Genomic DNA, 25,037 nt, shown 5'->3' on the forward strand with positions numbered 1-25,037 from the left:
CTGCGCTCCAGAATCAGAGTAATCATCTGGAAGCAATGGAAGGTACCGAAGAAACAAATCAAATCGCTAATTCAGCTAGGGATTCCGAAGGAAGAAGCGAAAGGATTAACCTACTGTCGAAAAGGTTACAGGTATATAGGGCTATCAAAAGTCGTCCAAAGAGCAATCTCAAACAAAAGACTAAAGCAGAGGGGAGTACCCTCTGCCCTAGAACGTTACTTAAAAGTACACACTGTAATATAAATTGAAACGCCGTATACGAGACCCGTACGTACGGTGTTGTGAGAGGGGCGAAAATAAGTTAATTTATTTTCCCTCTACTCGATTGTGAGAAAAAAGGTGTGTCTTGGTGAGATTTCATGAATTTTTGCAGGTGACTCTTAGCATATTGAAATGCATCCTTTTCAGTTTTTCGCTCTTCATATGGCAACTTTTTATCAAATTCAAACTGCTTTTTAAAAAAAGGAATATCTTCTTGCATCACATGACGCAATTCATGAAAGATTATTTCAATCAAAGGTAAGTACTCCTCAAAATTAAATATAAAAATGATGCCAACTTCCCTCCAATAAACGGCGGATGCATATTGAAGGAATTCTGCCTCTTCTTCTCCAAGTTCAGAAACAATCTTATTGGCTTCACAAGAGTCACAAAACACAACTGGGGTTGTGAACTTTCGGTTAAGACATGAGAATACTTCTTTTTGCAGGCTGTGCAAGTCAAATGAAAATTCTTCATCTAGCACAAACCAGTTTTGACACTCTTGGTAGACAGGACGCTTATGAATAGTCGAGTAAATGAGTAATGGATTCATGGTATGTTCACACTCCTTACTAGCAGTCATATTCATTTTCGACCTTTTTATTTACCCCTATACTTCTGATTAAGAAACTTATGAAGAGGTTATTAATATATATGTCAACGAGCTATTCATTTAGAAGAAAAGGAATAAAAACTCTAAATAAGTCCAGGAGAAAAATCCCTTTTCTAGAGGAATATAGAGTGTAACCCCTATCATTTTAAAAGGAAGATTTTATATTTATGGAACTGCTCTCAGAAATGTTGCTTGATGCTAGTGAAGTTTGGTATTATCAGTATATTGTAGTGGGACGAATATTCGGAGGTGAACGAACATGTCAAGAATTTCTGTTGAACAAGTAAAACATGTTGCACATTTAGCTAGATTAGCTGTAACAGATGAAGAAGCAGCTCTATTTACGAAGCAATTAGATGCAATCATTACATACGCTGAGCAGTTAGATGAATTGGATACTACAAACGTAAAACCAACTTCACACGTACTAGACGTGAAAAACGTAATGCGTGAGGACAAGCCAGCAAAAGGATTACCTGTTGAAGATGTAATGAAAAACGCGCCAGACCATAAAGATGGATACGTCCGCGTACCAACTATTTTAGAATAAGAAAGGAGGCTTTACGATGTCATTATTTGATCGTAAACTTTCAGAATTACATAAGCTTCTTCATAGCAAAGAAGTAAGTGTACAAGACCTAGTAGAAGAATCGTATAAGCGTATTAACGCAGTAGATGATAAAGTGGGTGCTTTCCTAGCACTAAACGAGGATAACGCTCGTGCTTACGCAAAACAACTAGACGAAGCGCTACAAACGAAAGATGAGTTTGGTTTGTTATTTGGTATGCCTATCGGTGTGAAAGATAACATCGTAACAAAAGACTTACGCACAACGTGCTCCAGTAAAATTCTAGCAAACTTTGATCCAATCTATGACGCAACAGTTGTTCAAAAGCTACAATCAGCTGAAGCAGTAACGATTGGTAAATTAAATATGGATGAGTTCGCAATGGGTTCTTCAACTGAAAACTCTGGCCTACAATTAACTCGTAACCCGTGGAATTTAGATTATGTACCGGGTGGATCTAGCGGTGGTTCAGCAGCAGCTGTTGCAGCTGGCGAAGTACCATTCTCACTAGGTTCTGATACGGGTGGTTCAATCCGTCAACCAGCGGCTTATTGTGGTGTTGTTGGATTAAAACCTACATACGGACGCGTGTCTCGTTACGGTCTTGTTGCATTTGCATCTTCTTTAGATCAAATCGGACCAATCACAAACTCAGTTGAAGATAATGCATATTTACTTCAAGCGATTTCAGGCGTTGACCCAATGGATTCAACTTCTGCAAATGTAGATGTTCCAGACTATGTATCTGCTTTAACTGGCGATATTAAAGGCCTTAAAATTGCTGTACCAAAAGAATATCTAGGTGAAGGTGTTGGAGAAGAAGCTCGTCAATCTGTACTGGATGCATTAAAAGTATTAGAAAGCCTTGGCGCAACTTGGGAAGAGGTTTCATTACCACACTCTAAGTATGCCTTAGCAACATACTACTTACTGTCTTCTTCAGAAGCTTCTGCAAACTTATCTCGCTTTGACGGTGTACGTTATGGATACCGCACAGATAATGCTGAAAACTTACTTGAAATGTACAAGCAAACGCGTAGCGAAGGCTTTGGTAACGAAGTGAAGCGCCGTATCATGCTTGGTACATTTGCGTTAAGCTCAGGTTATTATGATGCTTATTATAAAAAAGCACAGCAAGTACGTACGCTTATTAAGGAAGATTTCGAATCTGTATTTGAAAACTATGACGTTATCATTGGTCCTACAACGCCAACACCAGCGTTCAAAATTGGTGAAAAGACAGATGATCCGTTAACAATGTATGCAAATGATATTTTAACAATTCCAGTAAACCTTGCAGGCGTACCAGGTATCTCTGTACCTTGTGGTCTTGCGAACGGATTACCATTAGGATTGCAAATTATCGGTAAGCATTTTGATGAAAGCACAATTTATCGCGTCGCTCATGCATTCGAACAAGCAACTGAGCATCACAAAGCGAAACCAGCACTGTAAGGGGTGAGAAGAAGATGAACTTTGAAACGATTATCGGTCTTGAAGTACACGTTGAACTTAAGACAAAATCTAAAATTTTCTCAGCAAGTCCAAACGCGTTCGGAGCAGCGCCAAATGCGAACACAAGCGTTATCGACTTGGGATATCCTGGCGTACTGCCAGTTCTAAATAAAGAAGCGGTTAACTTCGCGATGAAAGCAGCTCTTGCATTAAACTGTGAAATCGCAACAGATACAAAGTTTGACCGTAAAAACTATTTCTATCCGGATAACCCAAAAGCTTATCAAATTTCTCAATTTGATAAACCAATTGGTGAAAACGGTTGGATTGAAGTTGAAGTAAACGGTGAAACAAAGCGTATTCGTATTAACCGACTTCACTTAGAAGAAGATGCGGGTAAATTAACGCATACAGGTGATGGTTACTCTCTAGTAGACTTTAACCGTCAAGGTACGCCTTTAATTGAAATCGTATCAGAAGCAGATATGCGTTCTCCGGAAGAAGCTTACGCATACTTAGAAAAATTAAAATCTATCATCCAATACACAGGCGTATCTGATTGTAAGATGGAGGAAGGTTCACTTCGCTGTGATGCCAATATTTCTCTACGTCCAGTTGGACAAGAGAAGTTCGGTACAAAAACAGAGTTAAAGAACTTAAACTCTTTCAACTTCGTACGTCGAGGTCTTGAGCATGAAGAAAAGCGCCAAGAGAAAGTATTATTAGCTGGTGGAATCATTGAGCAAGAAACACGCCGCTTTGATGAATCAACAGGCGAAACACTCTTAATGCGTGTAAAAGAAGGATCGGATGATTATCGTTACTTCCCAGAGCCAGACCTTGTAGCACTTCATATTGATGATGAGTGGAAAGAGCGCATCCGTGCGTCAATTCCAGAGCTTCCAGATGCTCGTAAGAAACGTTATGTTGAAGAACTTGGGTTACCTGCTTATGATGCAATGGTATTAACGCTAACAAAAGAAATGTCTGATTTCTTTGAAGCAACGATTGAAGCTGGCGGAGACGCGAAGTTATCTTCTAACTGGTTAATGGGTGAAGTATCAGCATACTTAAACTCAAACCAAAAAGAGTTAGCTGATGTAGCATTAACTCCAGAAGGTTTAGCGGGCATGATTAAGTTAATTCAGGAAGGCACAATTTCATCTAAGATTGCGAAAAAAGTCTTCAAAGAGTTAATTGAAAATGGTGGAAGCGCAGAAAAAATCGTAAAAGAAAAAGGCCTTGTGCAAATTTCTGACGATGCAACGCTACGCAAGTTTGTAACGGATGCGTTAGATGCAAATCCTCAATCAATTGAAGATTTCAAAAATGGTAAAGACCGTGCAATTGGATTCTTAGTAGGGCAAATTATGAAAGCGTCAAAAGGTCAAGCCAACCCTCCAATGGTTAACAAAATTTTATTAGAAGAAATTAAAAAGCGCTAATTAGCGACCGTTAATTTCTTTACATCATGTGATGACTGCCCCCTCGTAAAATTGTAGCTGCTATTTTAAGAGGGGGTCTTATTTTGGAATAGAGATTATGCAGATGTATATAATGTAGATATTGAATTGGTTTGGATTTTGATAAATTATCATTATTAGGATGATGAAAATGAAAAGAGCGAGAATCATTTATAACCCGACATCGGGGCGTGAAATTTTTAAAAAGAATTTACCAGAGGTACTTCAAAAGCTAGAGCAAGCTGGTTATGAGACGTCTTGTCATGCAACTACCTGTGCTGGTGATGCGACAGAAGCTGCTAAGGTAGCAGTGGAGCGCAAATTTGATATCGTCATTGCTGCTGGCGGTGATGGAACGATTAATGAAGTTATTAACGGCATTGCTGGACAAGACTATCGACCTCAGCTAGGGATTATTCCAGTAGGAACAACCAATGACTTTGCTCGTGCAATTAACGTTCCTCGTACGATTGAAGGAGCGGTTGATGTTATCATTAACGGTGTACCAAAAGCGATTGATCTAGGTGCAGTTACCAACGAAGGACAGACGCATCACTTTGTAAATATTGCAGGCGGTGGCCGCTTAACAGAGCTTACGTATGAAGTTCCGAGTAAGTTAAAAACAATGCTGGGTCAGCTTGCTTACTACTTAAAAGGAATGGAAATGCTGCCTTCAATTAAGCCAACCACGGTTGAAATTGAGTATGATGGCAAGTTTTTTAGCGGAGATATTATGATGTTTCTAGTATCTTTAACAAATTCGGTTGGAGGCTTTGAGAAGCTAGCGCCAGATTCCTCTTTAGATGATGGAATGTTTGATTTAATTATTTTGAAAAAAGCTAACTTAGCTGAGTTTATTCGTATTGCTACATTAGCGCTACGCGGAGAGCACATCAATGACCCCCATATTATTTATACAAAAGCAAATCGCGTTAAGATTCATACAAACGATAAGATGCAGCTGAACCTTGATGGGGAATACGGTGGATTATTGCCTGGGGAATTTGTCAATTTATATCGACATGTAGAAGTTTTTGTCCCAAAAGAGACAGCGAAATTAATGGAGAAAAATGAGATCGCCTAACTGCGATCTTTTTTTATGGAAACGACTTTTGTGTAAAGGGAATCGATGTGGTACAATCAGTTCAGCATTTTTAAATACAAAGGATGTACGATAAATGGAAAAGTTAACACCACCAGTTGAAAAAAATGATTATATAGATGTTACGTTTGAAGATTTAACACATGACGGTTCAGGCGTAGCCAAAGTAAACGGCTTTCCAATCTTTGTTCAGAACGCACTGCCTGGCGAAAGCGGCCAAGTGAAAGTAATAAAAGTAAAAAAAGGCTATGCGTTTGGAAAACTTATGAATCACAGTACGGTGAGCGAAGCTCGCGTAGAACCTCCCTGTCCTGTGTATAAGCAGTGCGGAGGCTGTCAGCTTCAGCACGTAAGTTACGAAGGTCAGCTTTCGTTTAAGCAAAAGCAGGTCCAAGGGGTAATGGAAAGAATTGGCCACCTGCCAAACGTGCCGGTTCTACCAACAATGGGTATGACAGATCCTTGGCGCTACCGTAACAAAGCGCAGGTTCCTGTTGCAAATCGAGACGGTGGCTTAGTGGCTGGTTTCTATCAGCAGCGCAGCCATGACATCATTGATATGGACATGTGCCTAATTCAACAGCAAGAAAACGATGATGTTGTTCAAGTTGTTAAAAGCATTCTTGAAAAGTACAATGTTCCCGCTTATCATGAGCAAAAACACAAAGGAACCATTCGCCACATCATGGCTCGCTACGGCTTAACGACGGGAGAAATTATGGTTGTGCTTGTTACTCGCACAAGCGAGCTTCCAAACAAAAAGCACATCATTGAAGAAATCGTTAAAGCCGTGCCGAATGTGAAATCAATCGTTCAAAACGTCAATACAAAGCGCACAAACGTTATTCTGGGTGATCAAACAAACGTACTTTGGGGCGAAGAATATATTTATGACTATATCGGTGACGTTAAGTTCGCTATTTCAGCCAAGTCATTTTATCAGGTAAACCCAGAGCAAACGAAAGTACTTTATGACAAAGCGCTTGAGTATGCAGATTTAACAGGAGAAGAAACGGTGATTGATGCATATTGCGGAATTGGGACAATCTCTCTGTTTTTAGCGCAAAAAGCCAAGAAGGTATACGGAGTAGAAATTGTTCCCGAAGCGATTGAAGACGCTAAGCGCAACGCTAAGCTAAACAACATTGATAACGCTGAGTTTGAAGTGGGAGAAGCTGAAGTTGTCATTCCTAACTGGTACAAGCAAGGCATCAAAGCGGATGTAATCGTCGTTGATCCGCCAAGAAAAGGCTGTGACGAAGCACTATTAAAAACAATTCTTAAAATGAAGCCAAAGAAAGTCGTATACGTATCATGCGGCCCGGCAACCTTGGCGCGTGACCTCAAGATTCTTGAAGAAGGCGGCTATCAAACGGTAGAAGTGCAGCCTGTTGATATGTTTCCGCATACGACGCATGTGGAATCCGTGGCGAAATTGATTTTAAAAGAAGAGGCTGGGACATAAGTAATTCAGCCAATGATAAACCTGAACGATTGAGAGTTTCTCACTTTTAATCGTTCAGGTTTTTTGGTTGATTGTGAAAACAATGTTGGAAACAGGGTGGAATGGAGCGTAGGACACTCGACTCCTGCGGAAGAGAGGGAAAACTGAGATCCCGCAGCGCAGCGAGGAAGCTCAGGTTCCTCCCCGCGGAAAGCGAGTGGCCGTAGCGCAATGGAACGAACGTGTTGAGACAAACCAAAAGGATTGGAACAGCTATTGTTCGTCTCTTAGAAGCAATCATTTTGTTATGTCCCAAACTCTTCTTTGTTTAAAAAGGATGCTATAAAACTAATCTTATATGTACTTAAAAATACTTTGTTATTGCATATATTTATTTTGAAATGATTTACATGATAAAAAGTTTAGTAAGTAAGGTGTACACAAAAGGTTCACACCATTTATAGAGGTTATTGCTTTTCTTTTCATTTATAATCCAGTAGGATATTGCTTAATCAAACCATCACGTGATGGTTTTTAAAGGGACGGTGACGCTTAGAGTTATTAGTTTGTAGCTAATTATTTGCGTAAAGAAGCGAAAGATAATCAATGTTTACAGAAGTGACTCCCTGAAAAAACTAGCTTTTGTTAAGCATTTGTCATCTGTTCTTTGAATTCTTTATGAGACGAGGCTATCAGAAAACGGAGATAATCTCAGTCAAGGTTAAAAGCAGCTGCTTGCTATCTCAAGAGTTCTACTTTCAGACCCATCATTGCTCACCGACTAAATACTATTCGCCATGCCGATACAATTATGCTTATTGAAAACGGTGAAATTAAAGAAAATGGTAATCATAATGAGTTAATGAAAAAAGAAGGAGTATATTATCGTATGATCCAGCATCAATTCAAGGCTCCAAAAGCTCTCAGTCAATAATAAATGAATCGAAAAGAAAAAGCTCAACATCTGATGTCATAAAGACAGATGTTGAGCTTTTTTATAAGGAGCTTTACATGAATACTTAACCCGTGACAAATAATAATGTGAAAAATCGATTGCGTAAAAATGAACAGACATAAGAAAATCTTTTCATCTTTAAAATAAAAATCAAATATTTGGATATTTCGTGTCTGAATTGTTAATTTGACAGTATAAAATTAACATTTTTTTTAGACTTTTTACACATAATTAAAGGATTTACAAAACGTTTACAAAAATCAAAATAAAAATTTACAAGCAGAGTTTACTCTATAAGAAATACGAATAGAGTGTCTTGGAGGTTTAGAGATGAAGCTTATAAGAAAGACAGCGATAGGATTACTTGTTCTATCTTTCGTTACTACTTTGGCAGCGTGTGGTTCTTCTGATACTAGCTCAGAAAATTCATCTGGCGGTAGCAATTACACACTAGCAATTTCAGGCTCAACGTCCGTTGGTCCTTTAGCTGAGAAGCTAGCAGCTAAATATGAAGAGAAAAATAACATTAATATAGAGATCAATCAAATTGGTTCTTCTGCTGGAATTACCAACGCAACAAGCGGTGTTTCAGAAATTGGCATGTCTTCACGTGACTTAAAAGAAGAAGAAAAAGCAACTGGCTTAAAAGAGCATATCATTGCTTACGATGGAATTGTGGTAATTACGCATCCTACAAATAAGGTCAAGAATCTTTCAACGGAAGAAGTAAAGAAAATCTTTACTGGTGAAATTACAAATTGGAAAGAGCTTGGTGGAGAAGACATGGAAATTGTCGTCGTTTCCCGAGAAGATGGATCAGGTTCAAGAGATGCATTTCAAGAAATTGTTGGCTACTCTTCTGGAGAGCTAATCAAAAACGCCATTGTTGCGAGTGGAAATGGAAACATTAAAACCACAGTTGCTACAAATAAGCACGCTGTAGGCTTTGTTTCATTTGAGTATATTGATGAATCTGTTGCTACTTTAAATATTAATGGAGTACAGCCTACAGCAGATAATGTATTGCAGCAAAAATATAGCTTATCAAGACCGTTTCTGTTTGTGAACAAACAAGAGACTTTAAGTGAAGAAGGTCAGAAATTCATTGATTATATCTTAAGTCCAGAAGGTCAAAAAATTGCATCGGATGCGGGCGTAATACCATTAAAATAAAACGGTACGTTTAAGCAATTTTGGAGGAATGAAGTATGTCAACGCCACCTATTAAAAATCAAAATCAAGAAGTTGAAAAATCGAATCGAATGAAGTACATGCTAGAGAAACTGTCGGGAAGATTATTTATGTTATGTGCTCTCCTTTCAGTAGTCAGCTTAGTATTAATTATCGGATTTGTATTTTATAAAGGATTTCATCCTTTTGTTACGCAAGGGTATAGCTTTATTGACTTTCTCTTTGGAGTAGATTGGGTACCTAGTGAAGATAAGTTCGGAATCTTTCCTATGATTGTAGCATCTGTCTTTGCTACGATTGGAGCACTCATTATCGGTGTACCAATTGCCTTGTTTACCGCTATCTTTTTAGCTGAAATTGCGCCTAAAAGCTTAGCGAAAATTGTTTCACCTGCTGTACAGCTTTTAGCGGGTATTCCGTCTGTACTATATGGAGTATTTGGATTAGCTGTTATTGTTCCTTTTCTACAAAATAATTTAGGGCTAGCTCGAGGTCAAAGTTTATTAGCGGTCATTTTAGTTTTAGCTATTATGATGTTACCAACGGTTGTTACAGTATCGGAAACGGCCATTCGTGCAGTGCCAAAAACGTATCGTGAAGGGTCGTTAGCTCTTGGAGTTTCTAAGATTGGTACAATCTTCAAGGTAGTAGTCCCAGCGGCTAAGTCAGGTATTATGACAGCTGTTGTTTTAGGAATGGGTAGAGCAATTGGGGAAACGATGGCTGTTATATTAGTTGCAGGAAACAGCTTAATTATTCCATCTAGCTTAACTGATAGTGTACGTCCGTTAACGACTAACATTGCGCTAGAGATGGGGTATGCAGCAGGTACGCACCAAGAGATGCTTTTTGCTACAGGGATTGTGTTGTTCTCGTTTATTTTACTTTTAAATTTTGTATTGGCAAAGATCAGTTCAAAAGGAGGTAACTAAGTTGAGGAAGTTTAAAGATAATGTACTAAATGGACTGCTTTGGTTTTCAGCTTTTTTAACAGTTGCCGTCCTAGTTACTATCGTCGGATATATTTTTTATAAAGGCTATCGTTTAATTAACATTGATTTTATCTTTGGAGATTATTCACCTTCAGGACATGACGGTGGAATTTGGCCAATGATTGTCACAACTATCTATACAATTGTTATTTCATTGCTTATTGCCACACCAATTGGAATCTTGGCTGCTGTATACCTACAGGAATACGCAAAACAAGGAAAGCTAGTTAGAGTCATTCGCTTTGCCACGGAAAGTTTAACTGGGATTCCGTCCATTATTTACGGTTTGTTTGGTGCAGTATTTTTTGTTACGACGTTAAAGCTAGGTATGTCAATTATTTCGGCTTCTTTAACACTTACGATTATTGTTTTACCAGTTATTATTCGAACAACAGAAGAAGCATTAAAAGTTGTGCCACGCTCATATCGCGAAGGATCATTAGCTCTAGGTACAACAAAGTTACAAACTTTATATAAAGTCATTTTACCGAGCGCTATGCCGGGTATACTATCTGGTATCATCCTTTCAATCGGTCGTATCGTTGGTGAGTCAGCAGCAATTTTCTTAACAGCGGGAACGGTAGCTGCACTGCCAGAGAGTATTTTTTCTTCAGCTAGAACATTAACGGTTCATTCGTACTTAGTTACGCAAGAATCTGGAGATATTGAGCTTGCCGCGGCAATTGGAATTGTATTGATTGTGGTTATTTTGGTGTTAAACTTTGCAACGACTTTTATATCTAAAAAGCTAAACAAAGCGGATTATTAAGAGAGGAGTCGAATGATGAATATAACTATTGATCGTCAGAAGGGTAGCAAAACAAACGTGTTAGGAAATGAGAGGCATTCTGATAAGAAGACAAAAATCAGCGTGAGTGATTTGAATTTGTTTTATGGAGAAAAACAAGCACTGTATTCAGTTTCCCTTGATATAAAAGAAAAAGAAGTCACTGCATTTATCGGTCCATCTGGTTGTGGTAAGTCAACATTTTTACGCACATTAAACCGAATGAACGATTTAATCGACAGTGTCAAAATCAGTGGAAAAGTAATTATTGATAATGAAAACATTTATGAGTCAAGCGATGTAATTAAGCTACGAACAAAAGTAGGAATGGTGTTTCAAAAAGCAAACCTATTTCCCATGAGCATCTATGATAATGTAGCGTATGGACCAAGAATGCATGGTATAAAAAATAAAAAAGAGCTAAACAAGATTGTTGAAGAGAGTTTACGTGGCGCTGCGATTTGGGATGAAGTAAAAGACCGCTTAAAGACATCCGCGCTTGGTTTATCAGGTGGACAGCAACAGCGTGTTTGTATTGCTCGTGCAATTGCTATGAAACCAGATGTAATCTTAATGGATGAACCGACTTCAGCTTTAGATCCAATTTCTACTTTAAAAGTAGAAGAATTAATTGCGCAGATGAAAAAAGATTATACAATTATTATTGTAACTCATAACATGCAGCAAGCCGCTCGTATCTCAGATAAAACTGCCTTTTTCTTAAATGGTGAGGTCGTTGAATACAGTTCTACAGATAAACTTTTCTCAGTTCCGCAAGATAAGCGAACAGAAGACTATATTACTGGTCGATTCGGCTAATTATGTACATGAAAAAATCCTAGGGAATTTATTTCCCGGGATTTTTTTATTGAAAGAGTGATGCTTTCCATTGAGAAATTCACTAAAATAAAGAAAAAGGTAGAGAAAGCGAGTATGAGATGAGAATTCAAAAGTATATTAGCGAAACAGGCTTCTGTTCAAGAAGGCATACAAATCGCTTGATTATAGAAGGCAGAGTGACTGTAAACGGAGTCGTTAGTGATAAGAACACCATGATAGCAGAACATGATGAAGTTCTGATTGATGGAAGGCCTATCCCTCGTAAGGAACAGTCTGTTTATTTAGCTCTTCATAAGCCGGTAGGTATTACGTGTACCGCAGCTAAAGAAGTGGAGGGAAATATCATTGATTTTGTAAATTATCCAACGCGAATCTTTCCTGTTGGCCGCTTGGATAAAGCTTCCGAAGGGCTTATTTTAATGACAAATGACGGCGACATTTTCAACAAGATTCTTCGATCAGAGCATGGTCATGAAAAAGAGTATGTTGTTACAGTGGATAAGGTAATTACAGAGCAGTTCGTGCTGGAAATGGAAAGCGGTGTTGAGATTTTAAATACCATCACCAAGCCGTGTAAGGTCGAAAAAATAAGTGACAATGTGTTTAAGATTATTTTAACTCAAGGACTTAATCGACAGATTAGAAGAATGTGTAAAGCATTAGGTTATCGAGTTGAGCGCCTGCAGCGGATTCGCATTATGAATATTCACCTAGGAAATTTAGAAGCGGGGGCTTGGAGAGAGCTATCACAGCAAGAATTAAATGAACTGTTGAAAGAGCTTCAATGACTTATTGAAGCTCTTTCCTTTTAAACGTGGTATTCTAGAAGTAAGTTATGAATTGAAAGAAGGAATAAAAATGTACTTAACACTAAAAGAAGCAGCCGAGTATTTATCCTTACCTGAACAATATATTCAAAGTCTTATTCAGCAAGGAAAGATTCGTACTGTTTTTGACGGTGAACAATACGTAGTAAACAAAGAACAATTTAATACGCATTTTGAGCAGCTTGAAAAATATAAAAAGCAGATGGAAGAGTATTTAAGTGAGCCTATTCCAGAAGACATGGATGTAAAAGACGAAGATTAATTCTCACCCTTTTCAGAGGTGATTAAGCACGTTTCAGCCACTAAAAAGGAGTATTTAAGTGCTGATAGGCGCAAAAAATGTCGAAAAAAGAAAAAAAATGACTGAAAATGTAGTTTTTAAGGGTTTGTTTTTTGTATAATAAAGGAAGAAGTTGAAAAAGGAGAATTATATTGGAACAAGCAAAACAATCAAAAATAATTATCTTTATTGCGGTGCTGTTCTTTTTCATTCTTTTTGCTGTTATTATGCTAAAAGCACAAGGGATTTTACATAATCAAGGGGCAGAACCAGATGAAAAAAAACATGTCGCTATTTTAACTAGTGATGTTATTGTAGATCAAAGTTGGGGAAGTTTAGCCTATAAAGGGAAAGTGGAAATTGAGAATGAATTCCCCGTCATTGCAAAGGTTTACAGCCAGCTTGATAGTAAACAAAAAATTCAAAATGCTGTTCAGGCTGCAGTTGAAGAAAAAGCTGAAGTCATTATTGGTCACGGAAGGGAGTTCTCTCCTTTTTTTAATAAATTAGCAACCTCCTATTCAGATGTTCACTTCGTTACGATACACGGTACCGCTGAGCATTCAAATCAAACAGTCTATACGTTTGATCAATATCAAACTGAATATGAAGCAGGAGTTGCAGCTAGTTTTAAAACAAGTAGTAACAAAGTAGGTCTTATTGATGCATTTGAAGCTCGTGAAAAGAATAAAGGCTTTGAAAATGGGCTAATGGCGGCGGATCAGAATATTGAATTCTTTTACCGAGTGGTAAATAGTCGAGATGATAGTAAAAAAGCTGTGGAGTTGATGAATGAGTTAGTAGACCAAGGAGTCGACGTCATTTATACTAAAGGAAATTCATACAATCGAGATATTATTAGTGTAGCTAAAGAAAAAGGAATTTATGTCATAGGTTATCTTGATGATCAATCGTATATGGGAGAGAGTCAAGTACTGACAAGCGTTATCAATGATGTACCACAGTCTTATCGCTCCATTATGGAGGACTATTTTAGCGAAAGCGGTTTACCATCAGGAACGGTGGTTTTAGATGAGAATGATGGTGTTTATCGACTTGCTCCTTTTGGTCCTATGTACACAGAAAAAGAGAAGAGCGCAATCGAGGATAGCATAGAAGAATAGTAGCAGGAAGCTAGCAATATAGAAAGTATACAAAGAAAGAGATGATTATGAAGAATGTGATAAGTAAGCTTTCGTTTCGGAGTAAAATCCTAAGTTCACTCTTGGTTATTGCCTTGTTGTTGAGCAGCCTGTCGTTTATTTTTGTATATTCAATCGATGATTTGAGTGTTGTTAGCCAAAAGTTAAAAGACGAAGAGATCCCAGAATTAGTTTGGCTTTCTTACTGGGAAGAAGAGCTGCATGTTAAGCAATACATTGTTTCAAATAATTTAGACAGAAATGATTGCTGTACGAGCGTAGTAACGGAATATAAACAATACGGAAACCATGCAATAAGCAGAGTGGAGAATGATCAGCTAGCTTTTCCAGCATCGCTCCAGCAATTGAAAGAACAAATCCAACTACTTGACTTCCAAATAAATAATAATGTCGCAGGATTAATCGCTTACGAAGATCAAGAAGCAGCTGCTACTTATCTTGACGAGGTTTACTTGCCTCAGCTATACAAGGTACAAGCAGAAATTCAGGATCAAAAGAAAGACGTATCAAATTCCTTAGGTCAATTGTCTGGTGATTTACCGCTTATTATTCGAAACACACTAATTGGGTTATTAATTTCAATGGTTGTCATTGTATTCTTATCGATTCTTATCTCTTACCGGATGAGCAGAATGCTTACCAAACCTGTGGAAAGCATGACTGCACGAGTCGATCGGATTGCCGATGGTGAGTACGGTTTACGATTAGAAGAAGAGAAGCAAATCGAGTTTCTTAGACTGAGCAAATCAATAAATAAGATGTCTCAAAATCTTTCTGAGTCTTTCCATAAGATAACGGCAGAGAAGACATACCGCGAGCAAATATTGAACTCATTGCCTGTTGGTATTATTACAGTTGATCATTACAATAATCATCTTTTCTTAAATGCAGCAGTAAAAAAGATGTTAATGATTAGCTTAAGCGATGTTCAACATGCTTTACATCATGAAGGGAACGACAATGAAGCATTTTGGCGTATTTTGCGTGAGAAAAAAGTAAAAAAGCATCAAAAAGTAACGTACCAGCTCAATCAGGAAGAACGCTGCCTGCTGGTTTCTCAATCACAGCTAGTAGACGATGAAAACAATGTGGTCGGCCGTATCTTCCATTTCATCGACATTACTGATACCGAACAGTTAGAATGTCGCATGCATCAATCAGAGAAACTAGCGCAAGTAGGAGAACTAGCTGCAGGAGCAGCTCATGAAATTCGTAATCCATTAGCAGTTATTCATGGTTTTTTATCACTTATGAACCATGGGCTTTCTGTAGATGAGCGTAAATCGTTTCAGGTTGAGCTACTGCTTAAAGAGCTTGAACGAATTAATTCCATCGTAGAAGAAATGCTGATGCTTGCAAAGCCTAGAGCACCCGTTATGAAAGCAAAAAGAATTGATTATGTACTAGAAGAAATCATTTCGTTTATTACCGCTAATAATCAAGCCTTTACGATTCAAGTAGAGATGGAAAAAGCAATGGTTTGGATTGATGATAAACAAATAAAGCAAGTGGTTCATAACCTGTTGCGCAATAGCATAGAAGCTATGGGTGGGGCTGGCAGGATGGAAATCACCGGAATGGTGAAGAGAAATCAATACTGCATTTATCTAAAAGATAGTGGTACTGGCATCCCAGAAGAGGTTCAAAAAAGTATTTTTTATCCGTTTACTACATCGAAGGAAAACGGCACGGGATTAGGTTTAACCATCGTGAAGACGATTCTTCAAAATCACGGTGGAGATATTGAGTTAGTGGAAACATCTGAAAAAGGAACAACGTTTATGATGACGTTGCCAATAAATTAAAAGACTGCCTGAGCACCAGGCAGTCTTTTAATTTATTGTTCGGTTAAAATAACCGGTCCCTCTTTCGTAATTGCAATGGTATGCTCGTACTGAGCAGATAGTTTTCCATCTGTTGTACGCGCTGTCCATCCGTTTTTGTCCATTTTGGAATGCCAAGTTCCTACGTTTACCATCGGTTCAATTGTAATAACCATACCTTCTTTTAAACGAGGTCCTTTCCCAGGCTTGCCATAGTGGAAAATGGTTGGCTCTTCGTGCATTGTGTTACCAATGCCGTGTCCTGTAAAGTCACGAACGACAGAAAAGCCTTCTCCTTCTACGTAAGATTGGATAGCATAGCCAATATCACCTGTTCGATTTCCAACCTGTGCTTGCTCTATGCCTTTGTATAATGCGTTGTACGTTACATCCATTAAGCGCTCTGCTTCCTCAGAGATTTCCCCAACTTTATGAGTCCATGCTGAATCAGCCAAAGCTCCGTTTAAGTTAACCACCATATCAATAGTAACAATATCTCCGCTTTTTAAAGGTGTCTTCGTTGGGAAGCCGTGGCAGATTTCGTCGTTCAACGATGCACATGTTGCGAACCGGTACCCTTTATAACCCTTTTGCTCTGGCGTAGCACCGTGTTTCTCTAAAAATTTTTCAACAAATTGGTCAATTTGATGCGTCGTAATACCTGGCTTAATCATTTGTTCAATCTCTTTATGACATTGAGCCAATAACTTACCTGCTTCATGCATTAAGTTAATTTCGCGTTCACTTTTTAATGAAATCAAGTAAACTCCTCCTTTTGAATGTATATTCTCTATATCTAAAATGGATTTTTTAAAAATCCAAACTAAGTTTAATCCAAAGTTTATGATAACGCTCCCTAAACTAAAAAAGCAAGAAACCCGCTTGATTTCATGTTTGTAAAAAGGGCATTCAGGGGAGAGTAAAAATGAGACTTCAGCTATAGTTATGGTATAGTTAAAAGATAGAATGAATAATTTAGGAGGGTATGCAGCGATGACTCGAGGAAAAACGTTTACTGGTTATGTTGGAACGTATACAAAAGGTTCAAGTGAAGGAATATACACATTTACATTTGATGCAGAGAAAAAGGAATTAAGAGATGTACGAGCAGTAGCTAAAATCGATAATCCTACATATGTGAACATTAGTAAGAGCAATGAATACTTATATGCTGTTGTAAAAGAAGGAGATAAGGGAGGCGTAGCTTCTTATAAAATCAATTCTGAAAACGGCGATTTAACGTTTGTGAATAAACAAATGCTTGAAGGGCCTTCACCATGTTATGTGACGGTTAACGATAGCAATAACCAAGTATTAACTGCCAATTATCATCGAGGAAGTATTGAGTCATACGTAACTTCTCCTCAAAGTGGCGAAGTGTGGCCAGCCACTTCAGTTATGCAACATGAAGGTAAAGGCCCAAATAAAGATCGTCAAGAAAAGCCGCACGCTCACTATTCAGACTTTACGCCAGACGGTAAGTACGCTGTAGCAGTGGATCTTGGGACAGATGAAATTATCACGTATGCTGTTGGAGAAGAAGGGAAGTTAACAAAAGCTCAAACGTTTAACACGGCACCTGGCGCTGGACCAAGACACTTAACTTTCCATCCAAACGGCAAGTACGCGTATGTGATGACAGAGTTAAGCAACGAAGTGTTAGTGTTAGAGTATAACGCGCAAGACGGGAGCTTTACACAACTACAAGCAATCGCAACGCTACCAGCGGATTTTACTGAAAATAGCCAAGGAAGTGCGATTCATATCTCATCAGATGGCCGCTTCGTCTATGCTGGAAACCGTGGGCATAATACGATTGCAACGTTTGCGGTCAATGAAGACGGTCGTAAACTTATATTTGTTGAGTGGACGGATACAAAAGGAGACTGGCCACGCGATTTCGTATTAGATCCAACAGAGCAATTTATTATTGCATCTAATCAAGAGACTGGAAACTTAGTGCTGTTTGAACGAAATGAAGAAACAGGGAAGTTAACGTTTTTAGATTCAATCGTTGATGTGCCGTACGCGGTTTGCGTAAAGTTTTTAAATATATAAATTAACTTGTTGTTTGAAAAACCTATCCGCCTAAGTGGATAGGTTTTTTCGGTTTATCAACAGGAAATTTAGATGATAGTAAAGAACATGGAGAATGTAAGGTTAGAGAAAGGGTGAAATGATTAATGTTTAACAGCAAATATCCATTAGTTCAAGCACCGATGGCAGGAGGAGTATCTACACCTAAGCTAGCGGCTGCTGTTTGCAAAGCTGGCGGAGTGGGCTTTCTGGCAGGAGGGTATAAAACAACATCTGCTCTAAAAGAAGAAATAGAAGAGCTGAAAAAGCAAAAACCCGGTGTGTTTGGCGTGAATTTGTTTGTACCAGAAGAAGAAAGAAACTATGACTTCAAAAAATATGAACAGCATATAAAGCGTATTGCTGTTACGTTGCAGGCAGAAGTAGGCGTTCCAAGGTACCATGACGATGAATGGCAGAATAAGCTCGTTCTCTTAACAAATCACCCTGTTCCACTGGTTAGTTTTACGTTTGGCTGTCCATCAAAAGATGTCATTCTAGCGTTGCAGGAGAAGGGGACGTTCGTCATCGTAACGGTAACAACACCAAAAGAAGCTAAACTGGCAGCTGAAGCAGGGGCGGATGCACTCTGCTTGCAGGGAATTGAAGCGGGTGGCCATCGAGGAAGCTTTGACAACCAAGAGGAGAAAGAGGAAGACTATGGGGTTTTAGAGCTGATTGATCTTGTGAAAAAGCAGTCTAGCTTGCCGCTTATTGCTGCCGGTGGAATTATGGATAAAGATGATGTAGAGATAGTATTGACTGCTGGGGCTAGTGCCGTTCAAGTAGGAACAGCATTTCTTTGCTGTAAGGAAAGTGGAGCAAACCCTACATATAAAAAAGCATTATTAAATAAAACATATAAGGAGACGGCCGTCACGCGAGCTTTTACAGGCAGACGTGCTAGAGGTTTGGCTAATGCGTTTCTGATTTCACTTACTGACTCAGCCCCAGCAGCCTATCCGCACGTTCACTATATGACGCAGCCACTTCGGAAAAAAGCTGCTGAGCAAGGGGCGGTAGATTACCTTTCACTTTGGGCTGGAGTTGGTCATAATAAAGTGAAAAGCTGCTCAGCGCAAGAGATTGTAGGGTCCTTAATGACGTAAAAAAATCAGAGGCCTACTCAGCCTCTGGTTTTTTTACGATTGGACAAAATGCTTATGCTTTTCATGATGGAAGTTTCCACCTAAATCTTCTACTTTCTCTTTTGTTTCTTGTAAAATTGCTCTTGCTTCCACTTTTTGTTCATCTGTTAATCCTTGTAATAGACGACTTTTACGTTCTGGTAAGGTGATTCCCATTTCTTTAAGCTTTGCGATACCTTCTTCTTTTGTAATGGAACCTTCTTTAATTTGATTCATAATCTTTTTCGCTTGTTCTTTTTGCTCTTCCGTTAAATCGGAAAACGGGTGTTTATGCATTTTTTCAGGCAGGTTAATACCTTGTTCTTTTAACTTAGTATAGGCTTCTTCTTTTGTTAAAGAGCCATCTTTTACTTGTTCCATAATGCTGTGGAACTGCTCTTTTTGCTCCTGTGTTAAGTTGTGGAAAGGATGATCTTTCTTCTCGGGAAATTCCACACCGAGCTTTTCTAATTTTGTTTTTGCCTCGTTCATAACTGCATCCACTTTTTCTTGTGTTTCTGCATCTAGCTGAACGTCATCTTTATAGTGATTTGTTCGCTGGACGATTGTACTTTCACCTACGTTGTCTTTTGTTGCCGCAAACACAGGTGTGTTTACCGCTGCTACTGTGCAGAGAGTTAAACTGCTGGCCAACACATAGCCAAGCCACTTCTTGTTCATTTTTCTCACTCCTTTTTATGTTAAGTTCCCCGATAAAGGAACAACATATGAGAAGTATGTTGTTCACATTTGATAATGTAACCAGCAATAGTGAAAAAATGGTGAAAGTGGCAAAAAGATTTAAAAAAGATGAGAGGAGCATATTTCCAAGAGTGAATTTCTTTTCATTCACCTCCGAGTATACTATGCTTATTCTTAATTCGTTACATGTATAGGCAAGGAGCATGAATAAAAACATGAATGCTGTAGGAACAATTCTAAAGTTGCTATTAGTTGGCATCATTGTATATGGATTAATCTTTTTCGTTCAAAAAAATTGGCCAATTTCACCTTTTGGCCCCAGCTTAAATGAGTTTAAAGACGCAACGGATCTTCATCCCGCTGTAGTTGAAAAAAGAGATCAGCTTATCGAACAAACAAAAGCACAAGGAATAGATGTTGTCATTACGGATGGCTTTCGATCATTTGAAGAACAAGACGAGCTTTATGCCCGTGGCCGAACGACTGAAGGACAGATTGTCACGTATTCAAAAGGTGGCGAGTCTTATCATAATTATGGTCTAGCTATCGATTTCGCTTTGCGAATAGATAATGGTGATATTATCTGGGATATGGAGTATGACGGCAATGGTAACGGCAAGTCGGATTGGATGGAAGTAGCTGAAATTGGTAAAGAGCTTGGTTTTGAATGGGGAGGAGACTGGGAAGGATTTAAAGATTATCCGCATTTTCAGTTAAGGCCTGAAGATATAAAGTAGAGACTGAGACATAAGTAATTCAGTCAATGATAAACCTAGACGATTGAGAGTTCCTCACTTTTAATCGTTCAGGTTTTTTGTTGATTGTGAAAACAATCAATGTTGGAAACAGAGTGGAATAGAGCGAAGGACACTCGACTCCTGCGGGAAATAGAGGGAAAACGGAGATTCCAAAGCGCAGCGAGGAAGCTCAGGTTCCTCCCCGCGGAAAACGAGTGGCCGTATCGCAATGGAACGAACGTGTTCAGATAACCTAAAGAGATGGGAACAGCTAGTGTTCGTCTTTTAGAAGCAATCATTTTGTTATGTCCCAAACTCTTCTATATAAAAGGGGATTAGTCATCCCACTCAACATTCAATACATTTCCGTTCATCGCATCAATATCAACGTTGACTTCATGATTATCGTCAGTGTGAATTTCAATCTCATAGCGCAGCTGATTATCGTCGCGGTCTAACTCTGTTTCAACAATCGTTCCAGTTTGCTCTTTTAATGCTAATTTTTTTGCTTCCTCTAATGAAAGTTTAGCTTCTTCAATACTTATCCCATCATCACGGTCATCGTCACTATCTAAGCGTTCTTGATCAAACTCCACTACTTTTCCAGAGTTGAAATCAATGTCCACATCGTATTCAAATTCACCGTTTACAATATCAAATTCATACTTTTTCGTTCTATCATCTGTATCCACGCTCATCTTTGTGATGTTTCCACCATTTGTTTGTTCTAACGCAATTTCTTTTGCTTGCTCTTCTGAAATGGTTGTTGAGTTCGCTGATACAGATTGTAAAGGCTGTTTATCTGTCATAGCGTAAGCACCAGCACCTAATCCACCTAAAATTAAAGTTCCCGTTAATAACGTCGTCGCAAGTTTCATAATCAATAACCTCCTTGTTTTGTTTACATCCTTATCATATCCAGCGAAGATTAAAAGAAAAGGAGAGAAAGATTAGAATTTGATGAGAAATTGGATAGTTTTTGAGGGAATGCTCTCATAATTCATAGAAATAAGCTTATCCACGCTACAAAAGTAGCAGGATAAGCTTTTAATCATCATCGGTCTCAAATTGGATTGATATGATTTCACCTGAATACGCATCGATGAGTACAGTTGCTTCTTCATCTGGGCTTTGATCAATCTCCACTTCGTATAAAAGCTGGTCGTCATCATCTTCTAGTTCAACAGATGAAATGGTGCCCTTTACTTTTTCTAACGCAATTTTTTTTGCTCCTTCTTTGCTGATAAGAGTAGTTAACTGTTCATTTTTTGGGGGATTAGAGATATTTTCGATTGAACCATCTGGGCGACTGACTTTCACAATATGAGTGCCATCATCACTTTTAATTGTTATATCGTAGTGTTCATTGCTTTCTTTTACGTTTTCAACAGTACCTTGTACACGTTCAAGAGCTTTCTTTTTTGCTTGCTCCTCAGTGAGCTGGGGAGGAGATTTCTCTTGGTTTGTTGATTCACTCACTTTTGAAAAATCGACAATGTCACCTGAAACTCCATCAACCATGATTTCGTACGTATTGTTTTGATTGGTAAGCTGTACGTGAAACTGATTGTCTACTTTTTTAATTCGCTCAATCTGACCTTCATATTTTTGCTTAACGAGGCTTTGTATGTCGCTTTCTGATAAAGAAGAAGCATTTGTATTGTTTAAAGCTGTTACCCAATACCAAATTCCGATGGCTACAGCCAGCGCGCTTAAAACCATAATAAATGTTCGTTTCATAGTATCACCTCCAACTGATTATCTCATTGGTTTATGATAATGAAGTTAAAAGAAGATTAAAATTTCATGAGAAATAGATTGGCAAGTGAACTTGTACGATGGTTCCTTTACCTTCTTCACTATCGATATGAATAGTACCTTGATGTGCTTTAATAATTTTTGCTGCAATGGCCAGACCTAATCCAGAGCCACCAGTCTCGCGGTTTCTTGCTTTATCTACGCGGAAAAAGCGCTCATAAACGTGAGCCAAATCCTCTTTTGGAATACCGATTCCCTGGTCTGTAATTGTAATAAGACACATGTTCTCTGCTGAGGTGGATACGGTTAACTCTATTGATTCCTCGCTATATTTAATCGCATTATCTAGTAAAATATAAAGAAGCTGCTTAAGCTTTTGCTCATCGCTACTAACTTGAATTGGATGCGGTGAAGGCTTTACATGAATTGTTCGCTGGAATGCTTGCTGCAGACTGCGACCCGTTTCAATACATAGGGTGTTAATATCAGTTGGCTGTATATGTAAGTCCAACTGGGAGTCATCTTTTGCTAAGACAAGCATTTGCTCTGTGAAAGTCTTCATCCGAATTGACTCTGAGTGAATGGATTCAACCGCTTCTTCCAGTATGTCAGGTCGCTTCATTCCCCAGCGCTTTAGCATATTCGCATAGCTTTCAATGACTGTAAGCGGTGTTTTTAGCTCATGGGAAGCATCAGATACGAACTGTTCCTGTTTTTTATAGTTTTCTTCAAGTAAATCCATCATGTTGTTAAACGTATTAGCCATTTGGTCAAGCTCATCTTTAGAGGATGACTTCGTTGTAATTCGTTTAAAGGTACGTGAGGTTTGAATATCTTCCATTGTATAAATGAGTGATTGAATTGGCTGTAAAACCACCTTGCTTAAAAAGCGACCACCAATAACGGTTGGAACTAAAATAATAAAAGAAGCCACAATTAGAATAATGCGTAAAATCCCTAAAGACTGCTCAACATCCACTAATCGTTCGGTAAGTTCCAGGCTCACAACATTATCGTTTGTCCAAATAATAGGCATTGATGCACTTGCATAAATGGCGCCTGATTCCTGTGTAACATCGGTGTGTTCATTTGTTCGGTAGGTTGCATTTAAACTGCGAAGCGATAGCTCATCCTTTAAGGTTGTTAGCAACGATTTGTTATTTTCATCAATAATGCGAATCATCCCGTTTAAAGGGACGTAAGCATTGAATAAGTTTCGTGGTTCAACAGCGGTTGAGCCACTTCTGTTAAAGCCCTCTGCAATATCATCAACTTGACTATCCAAGCGTTCTATGGCATTGTCTGTCATGGTTTTTTTAAAGATAAAGTAGATTGAGCTATTGGTTACGAGAAGCAGCAAGATAAGAAGGAGCGTTGTAAATAACGTAATTTTCGTTTTTAGCTTCATCTCATTTATTCCTTTAACATGTAGCCAACGCCACGTACAGTATGAAGGTAAGGAGTTGAATAAGGTGCATCAAGCTTTTTGCGAAGATAGCGAATGTATACATCTACTACGTTTGTATCTCCGTAGTAATCAAATCCCCACACATTTGTCAGAAGTTGTTCCCGACTAAGAACTTGATTTTGATTCTTTAATAAGTAAATAAGCAAATCAAATTCTCTTGGTGTCAGTTCAATTGTATTTTTTTCTCTTGTGACCATCCGCGTTTTTTCATCAACGGTTAAGTCGCCAATTTGAAGGAGTGGGTTTTCTTCAATAGCAGTAGACTGGTTGCGAAGCCAAACGCGAATGCGGGCAAGTAGCTCTTCAATTTCAAATGGCTTCGTCATATAATCGTTTGCCCCTAAATCAAGTCCGCTAATTTTATCAGGAAGTGAATCGCGAGCTGTTAACAAAATCACTGGTGTAAGCTGATTGGTAGATCGAATTCTTCTCAATACTTCAAGACCACTTAACCCTGGAAGCATGACGTCAAGAATGAGTAAATCAAATTGTTGATTCTGAAATAGCGATAGCCCTTCTGTGCCAGTATGAGCAGTAGTAGTTTCGTATCCCTCGTATTCCAGCTCAAGTTGAATAAGCCTTGCAATTTTCTTTTCGTCTTCAATTATTAAAATCTTTCCTTTGCTCACGGTAAACCTCCTCAAAAACAGTTTGTAATTGCGTACATTATAGCATGAAAAGAAGCCGCAAGCTGTTTTTAATGAAATAGTAATAGATTTTCAAATAAAGGTTGATTTATATATAATATTAATGAATTATAATTAATTTAATTATATATTTATTCATTTGATTCTACGTCGGGTACACTTTCACACTAAAAGCTTACATTTTCAAGGGGGAATCGGAACATGCTATACTGAAAAGTGGAGGTGTCGAGATGCGTTTAGAAAATAAAAAAGTAATTGCGCTTGTAAGCGAAGACTTTGAAGATCTAGAGTTATGGTATCCTGTCATGCGACTTCGTGAAGAAGGAGCTGAGGTGCATTTAGTTGGTGAAAAGGCTAAGGAAACGTATAAAGGAAAATACGGAGTGCCAGCGTTGTCTGACTATGCATTTTCTGATGTGAAAGCAAGCGACTATGATGCTATTTTAGTTCCAGGAGGATGGGCGCCTGATAAATTACGCCGCTATCCGGAAGTCTTGGAAATGGTCAAATACATGGACGAGCATCAAAAGCCAATCGGCCAAATTTGTCACGCCGGCTGGGTGCTGATCTCAGCGAAGATTTTAAATGGCCGTAACGTCACAAGTACACCTGGTATTAAAGATGACATGGAGAATGCTGGCGCTATCTGGCATGACGAAGCCGTTGTGGTTGATGACCACATTATCTCAAGCCGTCGTCCACCAGATTTACCGCCTTATGCAAAAGCATTCGCAGACGTTTTAGCAACTCAATAAGA

General features: G+C 38.6%; 25 protein-coding genes and 1 pseudogene. 19 read left to right on the forward strand and 7 right to left on the reverse strand.

Annotated features, from left to right (window positions below):
* Positions 1–243 (forward strand): annotated as a pseudogene (locus AS180_RS23615) (group II intron reverse transcriptase/maturase); the annotation flags it as partial.
* 58 nt (positions 244–301) lie between these two features.
* Here the strand turns inward: AS180_RS23615 and AS180_RS14470 are convergent.
* Positions 302–814: a DUF3920 family protein gene (locus AS180_RS14470; RefSeq protein WP_062686988.1), complete on the reverse strand. Its 513-nt coding sequence runs from the start codon at positions 812–814 to the stop codon at positions 302–304.
* A 319-nt stretch (positions 815–1,133) separates the two neighbouring features.
* On the opposite strand from AS180_RS14470, the gene gatC reads away from it, so the two are divergent.
* The 14 genes from gatC to AS180_RS14535 all read left to right on the forward strand — a co-directional run bounded on the left by gatC (position 1,134) and on the right by AS180_RS14535 (position 15,747).
* Positions 1,134–1,424, forward strand: a complete 291-nt coding sequence (gene gatC, locus AS180_RS14475; RefSeq protein ID WP_025910462.1) for an Asp-tRNA(Asn)/Glu-tRNA(Gln) amidotransferase subunit GatC — start codon at positions 1,134–1,136, stop codon at positions 1,422–1,424.
* Between the two features lie 16 nt (positions 1,425–1,440).
* Entirely contained in the window at positions 1,441–2,898 is a 1,458-nt protein-coding gene (gene gatA / locus AS180_RS14480; RefSeq protein WP_025910461.1) for an Asp-tRNA(Asn)/Glu-tRNA(Gln) amidotransferase subunit GatA, read from the forward strand.
* A 14-nt stretch (positions 2,899–2,912) separates the two neighbouring features.
* Positions 2,913–4,343 (forward strand): Asp-tRNA(Asn)/Glu-tRNA(Gln) amidotransferase subunit GatB, encoded by a 1,431-nt coding sequence (gene gatB / locus AS180_RS14485; RefSeq protein ID WP_025910460.1) that lies wholly within the window; start codon positions 2,913–2,915, stop codon positions 4,341–4,343.
* Positions 4,344–4,512: 169 nt separating this feature from the next.
* The gene (locus tag AS180_RS14490) at positions 4,513–5,445 is read left to right on the forward strand and encodes a diacylglycerol kinase (RefSeq protein ID WP_025910459.1); all 933 of its coding nucleotides are present in this window, start codon (positions 4,513–4,515) and stop codon (positions 5,443–5,445) included.
* Between the two features lie 94 nt (positions 5,446–5,539).
* On the forward strand, positions 5,540–6,928 hold the full coding sequence (rlmD, locus tag AS180_RS14495) for a 23S rRNA (uracil(1939)-C(5))-methyltransferase RlmD (RefSeq protein WP_062686989.1): 1,389 nt from the start codon (positions 5,540–5,542) through the stop codon (positions 6,926–6,928).
* Between the two features lie 196 nt (positions 6,929–7,124).
* Entirely contained in the window at positions 7,125–7,253 is a 129-nt protein-coding gene (locus AS180_RS23870) for a hypothetical protein (protein WP_258954130.1), read from the forward strand.
* Positions 7,254–8,192: 939 nt separating this feature from the next.
* Positions 8,193–9,035 (forward strand): phosphate ABC transporter substrate-binding protein, encoded by an 843-nt coding sequence (locus AS180_RS14500; protein ID WP_062686990.1) that lies wholly within the window; start codon positions 8,193–8,195, stop codon positions 9,033–9,035.
* A 35-nt stretch (positions 9,036–9,070) separates the two neighbouring features.
* On the forward strand, positions 9,071–9,985 hold the full coding sequence (pstC, locus tag AS180_RS14505; RefSeq protein ID WP_062686991.1) for a phosphate ABC transporter permease subunit PstC: 915 nt from the start codon (positions 9,071–9,073) through the stop codon (positions 9,983–9,985).
* Between the two features lies 1 nt (position 9,986).
* Positions 9,987–10,814, forward strand: a complete 828-nt coding sequence (pstA, locus tag AS180_RS14510; RefSeq protein ID WP_025907609.1) for a phosphate ABC transporter permease PstA — start codon at positions 9,987–9,989, stop codon at positions 10,812–10,814.
* Positions 10,815–10,829: 15 nt separating this feature from the next.
* Entirely contained in the window at positions 10,830–11,651 is an 822-nt protein-coding gene (gene pstB, locus AS180_RS14515; RefSeq protein WP_082636389.1) for a phosphate ABC transporter ATP-binding protein PstB, read from the forward strand.
* Between the two features lie 119 nt (positions 11,652–11,770).
* Positions 11,771–12,460 (forward strand): pseudouridine synthase, encoded by a 690-nt coding sequence (locus tag AS180_RS14520; protein ID WP_062686992.1) that lies wholly within the window; start codon positions 11,771–11,773, stop codon positions 12,458–12,460.
* 70 nt (positions 12,461–12,530) lie between these two features.
* Entirely contained in the window at positions 12,531–12,761 is a 231-nt protein-coding gene (locus AS180_RS14525; protein ID WP_062687011.1) for an excisionase family DNA-binding protein, read from the forward strand.
* Between the two features lie 170 nt (positions 12,762–12,931).
* Positions 12,932–13,903, forward strand: coding sequence for a BMP family ABC transporter substrate-binding protein (locus tag AS180_RS14530; RefSeq protein WP_061786508.1), 972 nt, complete (start codon positions 12,932–12,934; stop codon positions 13,901–13,903).
* A 161-nt stretch (positions 13,904–14,064) separates the two neighbouring features.
* The gene (locus AS180_RS14535; protein WP_220387607.1) at positions 14,065–15,747 is read left to right on the forward strand and encodes a sensor histidine kinase; all 1,683 of its coding nucleotides are present in this window, start codon (positions 14,065–14,067) and stop codon (positions 15,745–15,747) included.
* A 32-nt stretch (positions 15,748–15,779) separates the two neighbouring features.
* Here AS180_RS14535 and map read toward each other — a convergent pair whose 3' ends face one another.
* Positions 15,780–16,526, reverse strand: coding sequence for a type I methionyl aminopeptidase (gene map / locus AS180_RS14540; RefSeq protein ID WP_062686994.1), 747 nt, complete (start codon positions 16,524–16,526; stop codon positions 15,780–15,782).
* A gap of 232 nt (positions 16,527–16,758) precedes the next feature.
* Here map and AS180_RS14545 point away from each other — a divergent pair, with 232 nt between their 5' ends.
* Together AS180_RS14545 and AS180_RS14550 are read left to right on the forward strand one after the other, a co-directional pair.
* Positions 16,759–17,823, forward strand: coding sequence for a lactonase family protein (locus AS180_RS14545; protein ID WP_025907600.1), 1,065 nt, complete (start codon positions 16,759–16,761; stop codon positions 17,821–17,823).
* A 125-nt stretch (positions 17,824–17,948) separates the two neighbouring features.
* Positions 17,949–18,950, forward strand: coding sequence for a nitronate monooxygenase (locus AS180_RS14550; RefSeq protein ID WP_025907598.1), 1,002 nt, complete (start codon positions 17,949–17,951; stop codon positions 18,948–18,950).
* Between the two features lie 33 nt (positions 18,951–18,983).
* On the opposite strand, the gene AS180_RS14555 is transcribed toward AS180_RS14550, so the two are convergent.
* Positions 18,984–19,649, reverse strand: a complete 666-nt coding sequence (locus AS180_RS14555) for a hypothetical protein (protein WP_062686995.1) — start codon at positions 19,647–19,649, stop codon at positions 18,984–18,986.
* A 224-nt stretch (positions 19,650–19,873) separates the two neighbouring features.
* On the opposite strand from AS180_RS14555, the gene AS180_RS14560 reads away from it, so the two are divergent.
* A complete protein-coding gene (locus AS180_RS14560; protein WP_225002172.1) occupies positions 19,874–20,407 on the forward strand; it encodes a M15 family metallopeptidase in 534 nt (177 codons plus the stop codon).
* Between the two features lie 335 nt (positions 20,408–20,742).
* On the opposite strand, the gene AS180_RS14565 is transcribed toward AS180_RS14560, so the two are convergent.
* The 4 genes from AS180_RS14565 to AS180_RS14580 form a co-directional block, all read right to left on the reverse strand.
* Positions 20,743–21,285: a PepSY domain-containing protein gene (locus AS180_RS14565; protein ID WP_062686996.1), complete on the reverse strand. Its 543-nt coding sequence runs from the start codon at positions 21,283–21,285 to the stop codon at positions 20,743–20,745.
* Between the two features lie 169 nt (positions 21,286–21,454).
* Positions 21,455–22,147: a PepSY domain-containing protein gene (locus tag AS180_RS14570; RefSeq protein ID WP_025907590.1), complete on the reverse strand. Its 693-nt coding sequence runs from the start codon at positions 22,145–22,147 to the stop codon at positions 21,455–21,457.
* Between the two features lie 64 nt (positions 22,148–22,211).
* Positions 22,212–23,573: a sensor histidine kinase gene (locus AS180_RS14575; RefSeq protein ID WP_062686997.1), complete on the reverse strand. Its 1,362-nt coding sequence runs from the start codon at positions 23,571–23,573 to the stop codon at positions 22,212–22,214.
* 5 nt (positions 23,574–23,578) lie between these two features.
* Complete coding sequence (locus AS180_RS14580; protein WP_062686998.1) at positions 23,579–24,262, reverse strand: response regulator transcription factor; 684 nt, start codon at positions 24,260–24,262, stop codon at positions 23,579–23,581.
* 248 nt (positions 24,263–24,510) lie between these two features.
* Between AS180_RS14580 and AS180_RS14585 the strand changes: the two genes are divergently transcribed.
* On the forward strand, positions 24,511–25,035 hold the full coding sequence (locus tag AS180_RS14585; RefSeq protein WP_062686999.1) for a type 1 glutamine amidotransferase domain-containing protein: 525 nt from the start codon (positions 24,511–24,513) through the stop codon (positions 25,033–25,035).
* Positions 25,036–25,037: the final 2 nt, after the last annotated feature.

This window comes from Priestia veravalensis, from assembly GCF_001457055.1.
Classification (GTDB): Bacteria; Bacillota; Bacilli; order Bacillales; family Bacillaceae_H; genus Priestia; species Priestia flexa.